This window comes from Pseudomonas sp. W22_MBD1_FP4 (assembly GCF_052113765.1).
GTDB lineage: Bacteria > Pseudomonadota > Gammaproteobacteria > Pseudomonadales > Pseudomonadaceae > Aquipseudomonas > Aquipseudomonas sivasensis.
Genome location: NZ_JBGQOI010000013.1, coordinates 112,009 through 126,095, shown reverse-complemented (window position 1 = coordinate 126,095; position 14,087 = coordinate 112,009). Strand labels below are relative to the sequence as shown.

Here is a 14,087-nt window from a genome sequence, read left to right as displayed (position 1 = left end):
GTGATCGAATCTATGGACGACAGCCAGGCGCCGCTGAATGACGCGCAAGTCGCAGCTGGCGCTAGACCTGGTGAAAGCTGGGAGCAAGCCCGCGAGCGGTTGAGGGTAAAGGCTCACTCCACGAGCGCCCTCAATGGCATTGAATGGCAGCGCTTCATGCATATGGTCGATGACATCCAACGTATGTGTATCAAATCGCTCCACGACACCAGGGGCAGTGCAGCAGGGCTATTGCTTATCCAAATACAGCAGATGTTTGAGTATTGCAGTGCGATAGCTGATGGCCTACAAGTCGAATTATTGCCCCAGGTGCTGTTGCGATATGGGCTTTTCGACGAAGCGTATGCGCAGCTGTCTCGCTTGAATCCTGAGGAAGCGAAGTGGACGCCGGAGATCTTTGTTGGTCTGCTGGATGTGTTGGGGCACCCCGCGCCCTATGAGAACCTTATGAGCCTGGAAGAAGAAGGCTGTTTAAAGATGGTGCTGAGTGGTTAGCTGCACCTAATACCCATTTCCGAGCAGACGTGAATGATAGAAAACACGGTTTCAGAAAGCTTCAAAAAGTATTTCTCAAGCATCGTGCCTGATGCTGGCGCTGGTCACCTGCCACGACAACCCCACGGCCACCCAGGAGAGGTTTACCGTTGCCCCGCCCACACTGGTAGCACCTGCGAACTGTGTGGCGGCACGGGTTATCGTGCGGTCTGTAACAGCACAGCATGTCACGAGCATGGTTGCCAATCTGGCACGTGCGGGCGCTCGGCAGAAGACTTTGCGAGTAGATTGCTAGTTTTACGCTAAACCGTAAATTAATGCTTTTATAGTTTACGCTATATGGTAAACTTCCCTCATTGAAACAAATCACTGAGGGCTCCGAAATGATTTCGAAAGCAAAGCATGATGAATGCATGAAGGCCCGCGCATTGGCCGGTATGGTTTTGATGGAAGGCGTTGATGCAATGCTCTCCGTAATGCCCGAAAGCGAGGCAAAAGACGAAGTGGCCCGTATGATTGCGGAGTACCACAAGGCAGTGAAGGAAGCTCGCGCGACTCGCGACGCGGCCTAACCATTCTGGCTCGTACGCCGGGCCGCATCTTGAGGTCATCCGCATGAACAATGAACGAACCCTTCCCACAGAACCATCTGATCACAAGCGCCCTCATTTCGAAAAAGGGATCTTGCGCGTCGCTGTCGAGCGCTTCGGCTATTCCTCTGGTGACGCGATGCTTAAAACTCTGGTTGAGCGTAATAGCAATGGCCGTTACGCGGTCGACTGGGTGCGTGGTGCTTGGGAAGGCTTCAACATGGACCAACCACCCCAGCCTTCGAAGTAGCGAATTACCTCACCCCACCTCCGGCCTGCAAGGGCCTTCGGCAGTACCAGGACACGAGTTGTGTGTCCGCTTCATTCGAGAAGGACACCGTAATGAGCCAGACGCCGTTGCAAATCAATTTCCCCGCTGCCGAACGCCAGAACCTCGGCGACTCCAAGCTCTATAGCTTCGCGGAAGTACCCAGCATGGAAAGGTTGGAGGAGGACTATGTTTTGTTCCTCACCGTCCGCGCTGCTGAGCCTGCACAGGAGCGGCTTCTCGCTGATACCTGCACTCGCGCCATAAGTGCTTCGCCGCTGGCGCTGGCAGCGATGCAGCTCGCTTTGAACAAGCTGGACAGTGTGGCCTTCCTCTTGGATGAAGGTGACACGGATGAGGTGAAAAGCCTTCTGCGTAAAGCGATGTCCGCTCTGGCTGCCCCCTCCTCCCCCCTCAATGTTGACGCCCTCATAAACTGATCGAGGAAGGCCCCAATGAAGACTGTGATCACTGCCCGAGTTGAGCGTCGCACTTGGTATGTGGACGGAAAATACCTTGGCGATGCCTCGCTGTTTGTTGCCGATGCTGGCGAGACAGCCCAGGAGCTGACCGGAGACTTTTACGGCGAATGGCCTGGCACTCGTCACTTTGATGGCGCCGCCATCGTACAGGCCGCCCAAGAGCAAGCTATTGAACGTAGGCATCTGATGCTGGCGAATCATCCGGAGGGCATGCTCGGTGATGCCTATGACTTCCCCTGCAAGCTTGGCGACTGGGGTGAGTACCGCATCATTACGACCGCAGTTGCAGCGACCGGTTAAGGTCGCTCTACTCACCTAGCCTCGCCATTGTGCGGGGCTTCGCCAGTAAGAGGATGCCAACTTTGCATTCATAGATTCGAGGAATTGAATTCAGTGCCCTCACTTGCTGACCAATTGGCCGTGCTGCTCAACATTGAAGTTGCTAGCAGCCCCGCGATCCCTGGCTTTTGCCACGCTACAAAGGCTCGTATTCAGGATCCTCTGCCGGCTCCTTCGACTTGTCGCTATTGCGGTGGCCACGTCTCGTTTACGACCAACGACGTTTTCTACGGCCGCCAATACGGCGAGTGGCCATGGTGCTATTTTTGCTCCGCGTGCAAGGCGTATGTCGGGTGCCATCCAAAAACTGACATTCCGCTGGGAACGCTTGCTGATGGCGCAACCCGCAAGGCCCGCAACGCAGCTCATGCGGCGTTTGACCCGCTGTGGCGTGGCAAGGGTTCACCTATGAAGCGCGAGCATGCTTATCAGTGGCTCTCTGAAGCACTAGGCATCCCCAGGTCTGTAACGCACATCGGGTTCTTTGACCAACAAACGTGCGAGCGAGTTGTGAATGCTGTCGGCGCCCGCAGCGCCACGAGCGCCTAGGGGCTGTTTTCGACTGTTCTACTGAGTCAGCCCTTCAATTCTATGGTTGCGCGGCGCTGTAGCGATCCCGGCAGCCTTCCCCAGCTTTGCAAGGTACCCATCCAGGTAGAGGCGGGCTTGATGTCGGATCGCGATGGCGCAGCCGACTTGTTTACCATAAACAGTAAATTAACCCTTTTTCTGTTTACACTTTATGGTAAACTCTGCTCATTGCAACATACCACCATAGCAAGCAACCAGGATGACAGCGATGGACATGACTGCCGCGCAATACGCCCAGCAGCAAGGCGTCTCAATCAGCACCGCTCGCAAGCACCTTACCGAAATGGTTGATATTGGTCGTGCTCAGGTTTCATACAACGTGATCATCGATCAGCGCTCAATGAAGCGTGGCGCGCGTAGTCGGATCGTCCCTGTTCGCGGCCATCTGTATCATATCAATCATCGCGCAAACCTCTTGGCCATCGAGCAGTGCAGCACCTGCCACGCAGATCTTGAGGAATCGCAGATTGGCATGTGTGGTGACTGCCAGCCGCAGGAAGAAACCGGCACTGAATGAAGCATAAGCCGGCGAGTGAGCCATCAAGGTGGATACCCAAAGTTATTCCGGGCCATCTAATCGAGAATAAAGGAGTCTTCATGATCAACCCTGCAACAGTCGACGCCTCCAGCCGTGTCGTACAGCCTGGTGGTTTAAAAAAACGCCTCATTGGCACCATTAAAGCCGCTGTGCGAACTGCGGAGGTAGCAACCACCTGCGAATGGCTTGTTGATCAGGGGTATGCATCAGACATTGATCATGCTCGTGAACTGGTTAATTCAGCGATTAATGTTTAGGGAGTCCTTTGCGCGATTCCTTGCTCAGCTGCGATTTGCTGAGCCTCTTCTGCTGGCGCCCTGTCCGATGCTCGCTCTGCACTAATCACAGAGCGAACCCAGGCATTGCCTCCCAACTTCAATAGTTTCTCCCACTCTCTGTCGGTAGCGCGCAGAGTGAAACCCTTCAATGGTCTTTCCGCTTCATCCAAAGCAAATTGTTTTTTCTTGCGCGGGATCGCTGTGCTGGCAATCTTCGCGCGGATCCACGCGGCACCACCGAGCGCCTTCAAACCTGCACTCTCGGCCGGCGTGAGTCGCACCAGGTGATTCTGGCGAACCTCACCCTGCTTTGCTGTATTGCCGCGAGCACTCTCTCCCTTCTTCCGCTTCAACAGAGCCGCTTCGGCCTCGGTCGCCGGTTTGATCAGTCTCCACTCTTGGGCGTCATTGCTCCGTTCGAATACCGAACCATAATCATGCGCGGTCAGAACTGACCTGATCGACTCCAGGCCATCGCTGGCGCTATCAGGCGAGGAGAGAGAGATGTTCACTTGCCCGCGTCGAGCCAGCAGTTGATGGTTCACCTCCAGCAGCTCAGCGGCAAACAGGACTGACTTAGCAGCTACAGTTCTTGTAACTCCGTCACGGGTAAATGCATGGCCGGTACAACGCGAATTGATACAGTCACGCGACCAGCGATTTAGCAGGGCGATACACCGATAACACGTTATCGCGCTGATTGAGCCAGGGAACTCATAGAGGGTGGTTTTGGTAGGTGACCCGCACAGCAGCATCCCCGCGTCGCACGAGAACTGACCAAATTTGAAGTACTCGGTCACCTGAGCGTGCACAGCTGGCGTACGGCCAACCCTATCTTCATCACGTGATACAGGTGTCACCTTCAAGCCACCGATGAAGCCCTTTGCATAGTCGTATCCAGCCATCTTCAGCCCTGAATTGTTGAGCGAACTTAACGCTATATCGAGCAAGCATACGCGGGCGAGCCCCATGCAAGCAAACAACGATATTTGCATATCAATTTTGTTGTGATCGTTCTTGGCCATCGCTAAGATACGCAGACATGAAGATCTAAAGGTTTGCGACAAATGCCAATCAAAGTGGTTTGCGTGACCATGGCTGACGGCCATACACGAGAGCGTGTGATTCTTGAGAAGGCAACGACCGCTGCCAACATGATCGCTATTGCTGACCGGTACCTAGCACTCCATCAGCAGCATGCGCTGGCAAATGGTCTTGATTTTGTGGATTTACGGTGCGTGCTCGATGACGTTCACGTTCCCACGAGGCTGTTCATTGAGTCCTGCTCAACGTTCTTTCACCTGGCTCGTGTCAAATTGTTTGGCGAGAGCGGTTTTGCACTCTACAAGCATGACGCAGACGTTGAGTGCTTCATGTCTGCTGTGATGGCTGGCGCTCACCTGGGCGGCATGCCCGCGCCGAAATGGATGGGGGGTAAGCTTAAGCAGTCATCTGCTAAAACCAAGCTCTCTGGACCCGCCGCCCCCGCCGCCCCCGAGGTGTCCAAATCATCAGCTGGCGCGGTAAACGAACAGCCAACGCCCAACGCAAAGCCTACATCTTTACCAAACTCGACTACTCCCGTTGAGCCAGGAAAGACGCGCCGTAAATTGTCACCCGCAAACCTGGGGAACCTTGGCAATATTTAGCTCATACGATCTACGTGGACTTTAAACCTTTTTCTCGGGAGCAGGCACACCGCCCTCCCCTTCTCGGTGTTCAGGATCCAACTCGCTGATCGCCCCCTCCCCTTCGGTGCTAGAAATCACCAGCTGCATTCTCTTGCGGTACTTTTTGGGCTCCACCTTTTCGATGATTACGCAGTGTGCTTGAGCGCCGTCTGACTCGATCAGCTTGTGTCTGGTTTTAAGACTTCCGATGCGAACCAGGAGAAACCGCGCTACTGGCGTCTTCAACTGATGGCTCGCAAATTGAAGAGGATTAACCCTGGCCCACCAGGTACCTGGTTCAAAGGCGAACGTTCCTTGTTTGTAGCCGGCTACATCTGTTTTGCCGGCCAGTCGAATGCAAACACCTCCCCATCCAGGCGTGCACCGTATGGACTGAGCCTGATGTTCGCTTACTGGATCCATCGTGGCGGTCATAACCTCGATAGCGAATCTTGGAAACTTCAATCCCCAGAATCGCACCTGGGCACCGTACTGGAGGCCGTCGAGTTCTTCACGCTTAGACATGGTGATCGCATTCTCAAGTGACTTGGTTGCCGTTTAGCGGCTTATTGGGGCCGCGCTTTACCAGCATTGGTTGCATGTGTTTTCATGCGCGCATTAGCTACGTAGAGTTATATTAAACCCAGGCAAGATAAACTCAAAGGCCCGCCCGTAACTGTACAAATAAACAGTACCGTTCGTTCGGTTTCGTAGGGTAGTATCCGGCGTTGTTGTACCACGCACATACAAGAAACGTACCACGCAGAATTTGCACACAGAGAGCGTAGCTCCGATAAGTGCTTACAAATTAACGCTTTTAGCGGAGCGTTAATTGAAAAGTTCCATGCTGGAACTTTTAGTACCAGATTAATTCGATGCATCACACTTAGGCCAACTGGCCAGCATGAGCAGGGGGAGCGGACAAAAAAAACCGGCAAATACATTTGTGGCCTTAAACGAGCTAGCGGGCGGGTTTAAGTGGTCAAAATGCAATGCCGGATTATGCATAAGTCTCTTAGAGTTTTTAGCGAAACTCTAGGCCGTATAATCCGATATCGTGAAACTCAGGTCAATACCTGTTTCGCGTTTTTGCGCATTTCGTCACCATTTTTTCAACACCCCCTCCCCTATTGCTTGGTCACCGAGTTTTTTGCAGGCTTAAATTTGCCTCTAACCAATGACTTCCCCCAGTCCTAAATCCCCACAGATGAGCGTCCTTAACTTCAAGCGAATGTTGAAGGATAAGCTCGCATGCTTTGAAGTCGATCCAATGGTCATGGCGGATCTGGCTTACCTACGGAGTGTTAAGCGCGCGAAGTGGGATGTCGACCTGGACTACTACGGGAATCGCAAGCACCACTCTCAGTACAAGCTCATGCGGGAAGCCAAGGCTTTAGGCAACAAAGTTCCACGCTGGAACTCAGCCACAAGCGACACGTCAAGCTACCCCCTCAAGTCCAGAATTCGTATCGAGCGGGAATCGCTTGGCAATCACCGCATGCATCACCAACTCCGCCGCAGCATTGTTCAGGTGCTGTCATTTCTCATCGATAAATGCGATCTGGTTTCTGGCGCCTGCCTGGAAGTCAGGAAGGATAAATTCAGGGAAATCTACATCGGTGAAATTGCCGGCAAGACGGGCCTGGGCAAGCGGACGGTGCAGCGCGCTCTTTCGAATTTATCACGCCATGGTCTGATCCATCGCGGCGTCGCCCTGATCTGCATCGCCCCCGCCTTCTATAAAGCCATCGGGCTCTACACTTCTGCTCGGGCTATGGCTGCCTCGTTGCGCGCCCTGGCCCAGCAGAGTGGTTACCGGGGCGTTCGAGTGGCACCCGAGCACCTTGTGCCGCACAAAAACTTTCACCGCTTTAACTACCTCTCAGCCCAGAAGCCGTCAGTACGTCGACTATTAGCTAGTGCAGCGCTTGCACAGTCATCTACCGCCGCCGACGTACAAGTGGCGCCAAAAGTTCCACGCTGGAACTCTCAGGCAAACTCTTCCACTCCTCCCCCCAAAACAGGTCCGCCGCCTGAAAAGCCGGCCGTGGCGCCCCGCGAGAAGACTGTCGGCAACCAATCGGTCCAAAACATCAGAAATATGCTTAAAAAATAATCCTCATCCAGTGAGGAGTGTCCCGCTCGCCTTTAGTTTTCACTTCTAGCCCCATCTTCCACCCTTTGACTGGTACATCAGTCAACCAAAGCCTCTCAGGGCCTATCCCACACCTGAAGCACTGGCATTCCACTAAGTATCACCTCCAACCCTACCTCACCTGGTGCTAAAACTTGCCGACAGATGCGCTTAGCTCCTGTAAATCAGGCACCTCCTAATAGCCATATCAGGCACTCTATAAAAGCGTAGCTTCAGTTACATAGGAGCTTTGACCTGAGGTCACGGAGGTTCACTGGATTCTTTGTCGACAAGAGGAGCTACAAAGAACAATCAATTTATTGCGCTACCTTCGCCGTGCGCTACGAATCATCTAGGTAGGATGGGATGATACGTAGGTCACCGACAGGCTGTACTTGTAAGCTAACGTCTTGTCGATGTATGGCTTAACCAGCCTTGTGCCAAACACCATCAACCCACACCCCATCAATCAAAAGTTCCAGCATGAAACTTTGTAGTAGCGCGATTCCGGATCTTGGATAGACGCTGATGTATAGGTGTGCCCTGCAAAACATACGAAAACTCACAATTTTCCATAACGCTCTACGTTGAAATGTGGAGCACTACTGCCCAGCGACTCATGTTGATTTCACGTAGGAGCGCATACGATAAACGATGATCAATAGGTGAAAGTGCTTATTAATCGGCTTGAGATTGATAGGAACCATTCAAAATCCTGCTCAAATTTATAAGCATTCGGTCCTGATTTGGGTTTTACATTTTTTGAATTCGTAACCGCGATGAAACATCGTAACCAATGCAGCGCCAGGCATCTTCGTACCCACACTCGTTTTCTAGCCCCTGATAATGTTCCAGTGTGGAACTCTCAAATAGCATGGCTGCTCCACAACCTGGATTAAATGCACGCTCCGTGTGCTGGTTCACGTGAGCCGGCTGTTACATGGTATTGAATTGCTCATTCAGTGTCTGGCACTACAGGGCTTCATCTGTCATTCGACATCGCGTGATTTACTTTTTAAACCCAGCATAGCCTGCATAAGAATTCCCACTCACCATCTAGCGCGTCACCTCGCCAGGATAAAAAACACACTCGTCGCACTAACGAATATTACTCAGCCATCTCGCGCGGGAAATCATCATCAAAAGAGCCTATGGCGATCATCGATTCAACCATAACCTAAAGTTCCAGCCTGGAACTAAGTCAAATCCCTTTGCAAAGCCTAAACCCTCCAGGATGTTCCTATTTTATTTTGGCTCAGTGCCGGCAGCGCGCGATGGATGTGAGTTTCTATGCTTAATTAACTGGGTAAGCAATCAATCGGATATCCGTGTGGATCTACGTAAAGGTTGCTTTGCATGCTTACATGAGTCGGGCATATCGGTTCCATATTCTGGTATCACGCCGCACCTCGAAACCATGAAAGGCTGGCCAAGAAAGTAGATCTAGATCCCAAGCAGTAACGAATTGCTCAAGCGTGACATCGATACTGCCGCTGGCGCCAAGGTCGGGGCGCCAACGAAAACATCAGCACCATCACAAAAGTTCCACGCTGGAACTTAGTATTAGTAATTTTCGAATTGCGGCAGAGGAGGGCCCGCACGCCTAAATATAAAGTTCCACGCTGGAACTCTGAGTGGCTCTGTAGCCCTTTGCTAGCTCAACCAATTTAATTGTGGACGACCTGAAAAGTTCCAGCCTGGACCTTTGAATGTCTTCCTTTGAACGACTGGCTCAAAGAGTCAGAACAATGACCGAATACCGGCGTTTCAATTAGATAAGTCATTTGCGCCACTTATTGGCGTAAACGCCACTATTGGATTGGTAAACCTTTAATCGCGATCATTTGCCAAATCACCATCGAGTGGATGCCCATCTCAAGCCCAATGCCGCCGATGACTGCTTTCGACGGGGGTTGCCGGGTATAGCGACTCTTCCTCAGTACTAGTGTTGATCCGGTCGCATCAGAAGTGCTGCAAACATCGAGCGGCATGACGATGGATCATCGATGAGAAACGTACTGTTGAACGCACAGATCACTTTTATCCACTCCTCCCCAAGCATCGACTTGCCACCGCTCGCGTCCGTACACGTCCAACCGCCTGGAAGTATGGGTGCAGTACTTAAAGATCGATTCTGCATTACTCAGAGGTTTGAGCGTCATCGCAACGCATCTGCGGTAGCTACGGATACTTGCTCCGTTGATCTGTGTGGAGGAGGGCGCAGAAGACTTTCTGGGTCTATGTACAAAAGGAACTGGCGGAAAAGATATCAGCACGAGCGCGTTGCGATTTAAGAGGCTACCTTTTCGAGAATGCGCCTTGCATCGAGAAGCCATCTCGCTGCTACAACGCTGGCCTGCTAGAGATTTACCAAGCGCTGACATATGGCCCAACCTCCTAAAGGTTAACCTGCCTCTAACAAAATCTGTGTATGGGGCGAGGGAGGCGCGGACGACTCAAAGGAAAGTTCCACTGTGGAACTTCTTGTGGCGCGAGGGTAGGCGAGGGGCGGCGCCTTTTCCGTTGATTACGATGATCACCTACCCATCAAGCACAACATACCCTGGAAGGTTCGCTCAATATTCATCTGGCATCCTGATCATGTCGAGTTGTTAGGCTTTGAAGGCCCCCCAATCTTGCGCTATATCGAATCAAAGCTGGCGCCTACACCTATCCCGCCATTCTCATGAGCACAATTGATTCCAACGGAAGTCTGGCGCCAAACAGCAATTCGCTAGTCGTCAATCTGCTTGCTTGATCGTGCTCGGTGGCGGGAGCAATAACCAGATAGCTTGGAAAGGGGGGCCATGATTGACCGAATTAACCATCTTCTATGAGGTGGTGGTGTCGTCATTTTTGCGACATGCAACTTAGCGTGATTAAGCCCCTTGCTTATGCCTTAAGCGAATCAACCACTACACCCGCCACTGGGCTGGTAACGTAGATTGAAAAAGCGCCTGACCCTATAGATCTAATCGACGCCACAATTTGTCTGAATCCCATGCTTGCCCCTTGGCCCGCTCGGATTCGAAGTGGCATCTCGGGTAGATTGCGAGATTGGTCCATGGCATTCGCCCGATCTTGTTGCCCAGGCCTTCTAGGCTACATGGACGGTCAGGCGACATGAGCACCATAACGCTACATCAATCAGCACCACCGCCTTCCTATATGCAGTCCCAACCATGACGCCGTCTCGCACTCGCTCCGCTCGTGCTCGACACAAAGCAGAGCGGTGGCCGGCAACCTGCTATACAGGTCTTCTATTTTCTCTGCGCACAACTGAATCTTCCGTTCTTTTAGTTCCTGCCTGGAACTTCGCGCAATTTTGAGTAAGCACTTCACCCCCGTCGTTGTCGACCTAAAAACAGGTAGGTACTCCACAGGCGCCGTCTCGCACTCGCTCCGCTCGTGCTCGACACAAAACGAAGCCTCAGCTATCTCCTTTCACTGCGGCCGAGCTTTCTAGGTTACTGAAATCTACCCTTCTAATTATTTCGAATCATTAGGACACAGAGGACACGCGCGCCCTCTGGCTTGTAAGCGAAACTAGTACCCATGCCTGGCATAAAATAAATCTAGCTACTCCACAGGCGCCGTCTCGCACTCGCTCCGCTCATGCTCGACACAAGGCAGACTCAACTGATTCACAATTGTTTGCCTTGATTGTTGTTTTTGCTGTGATGAGAAAATCCCAGCCTGGGATTCAGATCCAAAAGTTCCAGCGTGGAACTTCGCTCAACTTCGCAATGCCCTGGTGATAACTGACGGGCGACTAGCTTCAATTCAAAAAAACCAATGCTGCGTCGTTGATCTGCTCAGTTACTGATTCGCCTCCGCGTGCCTGCGGCTCCAAGCACAATCCAGTGAATCTATACGGCGGTTGAGGACTATCTTCACAGAACATACAAATCAACTCCGCCCTCAACACCCCCAACCCAGGACGCCTCATCGTTTGCGTAAAGCATGTTTTCCGTCTTCGCTTAAGCGCTTGAGAAGTTTGCGCCTAGCAAAGCCATACCCGCTCACTTTACAAAGCGCTGTAAACGCCAACGTCCAATCGTCTTGGAAGGCTCGCGAAGAAATGCGCTGTGTGACGCTCGCAAATAAAGCGCTCTACGCGATAACGACTGATCGATTTGTAAGGGCAGCGGCACAGAGCTTGATACCGTTAGCGTAAAACGCGCCGGAGACGGTAACGGACAAAATAGCTTTTACGGCAGCGCTCAAAGCGTTTGTACCGGCAGCGATATAATCGATCTATTCGCTGGCGCAGCGATGCTGATCATCGTTAACGCTCAAAGCGATCTATACGTTTGCGTTGAAAAGCCTTACACGGGAGCGGAGAGAGAAGCGTCTTGGTGGGGGGGGGCGGTGCGGCAGGCCACGCACATTGATTAAATGCGACGTACGAAACGAATGGTTGGGGAGTTGGAGTTGCTGACACTGGATCGTACGATCCAATTATATTGCACCTCTATCGGGTGCACGTTGCAGATCCACAGTATGCGGATTTAGTAACCTCAATGGAAGTAGCTGGAGCATTTTCCATTGAGGTTACGAGAGGCCCTACAAGCCCGTCCAGAAGCTAGCCACACCATCTTTGCTATCGCGCTCTCGGTTCTTGCTCTCTGCGTCCAGGATCGCCTGCGAGAGGTCTTCTCGGTTCAAGTACCTGCCACGGAGCGGGTTAGCTGTCTTATCCCACATCTCAATAGCTTCAGCGTCACCAGGCCAAGGTTTCGGCAGTACGAAACTATGCTCACGATCCAGGGTATCTTTGCGGGGACCGTAATATGCCTGGTTCGTGATCATCGAGTGCCCGAGCACTGCTGCAATTTCAAATTTGCTGAAGCTCCCAGATCTGCGAGCCTCTTCCGCAAAGGCGTGGCGCGCCGTGTAAAACGTCAGAGCATTGCCGTCGAACAAAGCGGGGCTGCTCGTCGATTTTGCGATTGCCTTGAGCTTGGCCTTATTGTCGGCGGTAAGCTCAACACCGATGTGCTCAATAACGCCAACCTTTGAGTTGATGATTCGACGCCAAGAGCGCTGTAACAGTTTGCGGCGCCTTTCGTAGAACGTATCAAATTGGCCGGCGTCCTCATGCTTGTAGACCATTCCCAAAAACATCTTCAGCGCATCGATCTGGTTGGCGGGCCAGTTTTCTAGCACGAGATAGCGCTTTTCCTTTAGCGGATTGTCCTCACGTCGACCCGACTGCTTCAGCGTGCGCACCTCAAGGACTTGCTTCTGCGTTGTCGCTGTATCTGGGTCGAAGTGCTCTTCCAGGTAACGGGCGTAAGGCCATTCGCGTGGGCGCAGACCAGTCCAGAGCGTGCACATAAACCACATGGCGGTCTCCATGCTCGCTATGCGATTGCGCGAAGGATTTTCCTCTTCAGCGCGTGTTCTCGCCGGTGGCAACAGATCAGCTTTAACGAGTTCGAGCACGCTTTCGCTGATGAAGGAAAGGTAACGCTGGTTTGTACTCGTAGACGTCACAAACAACTTGGAATCGTCCACGTCGTTGCGCAATACGTTTTCGGGATTCACTTCCGCTGCGGCCGCATTTCGTTGGCGTCTGCTAGGTGCAATCCAAGCCCTCAGCTCACCTGTAGACGTGTGACCAACATTTTCGAGATGAGCAGAGACCCACTTGCGATAGCAGAGCGCTGTCGATTCACCAAGGCCCTTCACGATCACGCGGTTATCAAGCCAGCGAACGAAGTCAGTCACGTTGACGGAGAGGTCCAGGTCAACGGAGTAGCCCTGTGCTGCGTCTGCGAGGGGGAGGGTGGCGTTAACGGGTGAATCAAAGCTGTTGGCTAACGGGGTTTTCTTTTCAGCCCGGTACCTTTCGAGAATTCCAATTGCGCGGATCTGAATGTCGTTACTGATAGACATGGTTAACGCCTGTGAATAGTGGTCAACGCTTAGGGTTACTGGTTTACGCCTAGGGTTGGTGGTTAACGCCGGATCAAAAACGAATCAGATACAGCTTTAAAACCTAAAGAACCCCATCAATAGGAAGGAAGGAACGCAAAATCCCTGTACCACCTAAAAACATCACAACGTAATACATTGCGGACATTTTAGAGCGCGTCCCACCCTAGGTACAAGAGTGAATCCCCCCCCAGGTACGAAATAAGTCCATTGCCAGGTACTATAAACGTCCGTGTAGCGGTACAGGAATCGACCACCCTATTTCTAGGGCGGACGGGAGATCGAGGGTGCGCGGATGGAAACGAGAGATAAGAGGGGGAGTAGGGCGAAAAAGAGATGCTTAGGTGGCGGTTATGGCCCTCATAAACTTTCTTGCTAGGGGAGGCAGGAGTGCGCAAAACGGACTGCTGTGTCACTTGTCATGGAAGGAGTCCCCCAGTTGGCCAATCGAGATCAGAAATGCAGCAAGCAAGCGTCCCTTAATTTGTGTGGCACGGTTTAAACAAATCTTGATTTATGTGCCACAGGAAATAGGGCTAAAAAGCATTTATGTGCCACAACAAATGCATTTTTTCGATTTATGTGCCACGTTAATTATTTTTGTGCCACAGGAATGCAAGGTTTTTTAATTTCTGTGCCACTTTAATTAGTGAAATTCTAATTGTGTGCCATGGAAATTAACGTCAATCCACGAGCTTTGTCTGGGCTTGGTGAGGGCTGGAATCTAATAACTGGGCACGTAGAAAAGAATCCGGGGTGCAT

The 14,087-nt window shown here is 52.1% G+C and carries 13 protein-coding genes; 10 read left to right on the top strand and 3 right to left on the bottom strand.

Going from position 1 to position 14,087, the window contains the following annotated elements; translation table 11 throughout:
- From ACEN2T_RS17730 to ACEN2T_RS17695, 8 genes are all read left to right on the top strand, one after another.
- Positions 1-495, top strand: coding sequence for a hypothetical protein (locus tag ACEN2T_RS17730; RefSeq protein WP_442117173.1), 495 nt, complete (start codon positions 1-3; stop codon positions 493-495).
- A gap of 383 nt (positions 496-878) precedes the next feature.
- Positions 879-1,067 carry a hypothetical protein gene (locus tag ACEN2T_RS17725; protein WP_442117172.1) on the top strand — a complete coding sequence of 63 codons (189 nt, stop codon included), beginning with the start codon at positions 879-881 and terminating at the stop codon, positions 1,065-1,067.
- A gap of 43 nt (positions 1,068-1,110) precedes the next feature.
- Positions 1,111-1,335: a hypothetical protein gene (locus ACEN2T_RS17720; protein ID WP_442117171.1), complete on the top strand. Its 225-nt coding sequence runs from the start codon at positions 1,111-1,113 to the stop codon at positions 1,333-1,335.
- A gap of 92 nt (positions 1,336-1,427) precedes the next feature.
- Positions 1,428-1,793, top strand: a complete 366-nt coding sequence (locus tag ACEN2T_RS17715) for a hypothetical protein (RefSeq protein WP_442117170.1) — start codon at positions 1,428-1,430, stop codon at positions 1,791-1,793.
- A gap of 15 nt (positions 1,794-1,808) precedes the next feature.
- Entirely contained in the window at positions 1,809-2,135 is a 327-nt protein-coding gene (locus ACEN2T_RS17710) for a hypothetical protein (protein ID WP_442117169.1), read from the top strand.
- Between the two features lie 93 nt (positions 2,136-2,228).
- Positions 2,229-2,723: a zinc-finger-containing protein gene (locus ACEN2T_RS17705; protein WP_442117278.1), complete on the top strand. Its 495-nt coding sequence runs from the start codon at positions 2,229-2,231 to the stop codon at positions 2,721-2,723.
- Positions 2,724-2,973: 250 nt separating this feature from the next.
- Positions 2,974-3,282, top strand: a complete 309-nt coding sequence (locus tag ACEN2T_RS17700) for a hypothetical protein (RefSeq protein WP_442117168.1) — start codon at positions 2,974-2,976, stop codon at positions 3,280-3,282.
- Between the two features lie 80 nt (positions 3,283-3,362).
- On the top strand, positions 3,363-3,560 hold the full coding sequence (locus tag ACEN2T_RS17695) for a hypothetical protein (RefSeq protein ID WP_442117167.1): 198 nt from the start codon (positions 3,363-3,365) through the stop codon (positions 3,558-3,560).
- Here the strand turns inward: ACEN2T_RS17695 and ACEN2T_RS17690 are convergent.
- On the bottom strand, positions 3,557-4,606 hold the full coding sequence (locus tag ACEN2T_RS17690) for a hypothetical protein (protein ID WP_442117166.1): 1,050 nt from the start codon (positions 4,604-4,606) through the stop codon (positions 3,557-3,559). The genes ACEN2T_RS17695 and ACEN2T_RS17690 overlap by 4 nt on opposite strands.
- A 42-nt stretch (positions 4,607-4,648) precedes the next feature.
- Here ACEN2T_RS17690 and ACEN2T_RS17685 point away from each other — a divergent pair, with 42 nt between their 5' ends.
- Positions 4,649-5,230 carry a hypothetical protein gene (locus ACEN2T_RS17685; RefSeq protein WP_442117165.1) on the top strand — a complete coding sequence of 194 codons (582 nt, stop codon included), beginning with the start codon at positions 4,649-4,651 and terminating at the stop codon, positions 5,228-5,230.
- A 21-nt stretch (positions 5,231-5,251) separates the two neighbouring features.
- Here ACEN2T_RS17685 and ACEN2T_RS17680 read toward each other — a convergent pair whose 3' ends face one another.
- Complete coding sequence (locus ACEN2T_RS17680) at positions 5,252-5,776, bottom strand: hypothetical protein (RefSeq protein ID WP_442117164.1); 525 nt, start codon at positions 5,774-5,776, stop codon at positions 5,252-5,254.
- 682 nt (positions 5,777-6,458) lie between these two features.
- On the opposite strand from ACEN2T_RS17680, the gene ACEN2T_RS17675 reads away from it, so the two are divergent.
- Entirely contained in the window at positions 6,459-7,367 is a 909-nt protein-coding gene (locus ACEN2T_RS17675; protein ID WP_442117163.1) for a hypothetical protein, read from the top strand.
- A gap of 4,584 nt (positions 7,368-11,951) precedes the next feature.
- On the opposite strand, the gene ACEN2T_RS17670 is transcribed toward ACEN2T_RS17675, so the two are convergent.
- Positions 11,952-13,286, bottom strand: a complete 1,335-nt coding sequence (locus ACEN2T_RS17670) for a hypothetical protein (protein WP_442117162.1) — start codon at positions 13,284-13,286, stop codon at positions 11,952-11,954.
- Positions 13,287-14,087 lie beyond the last annotated feature (801 nt).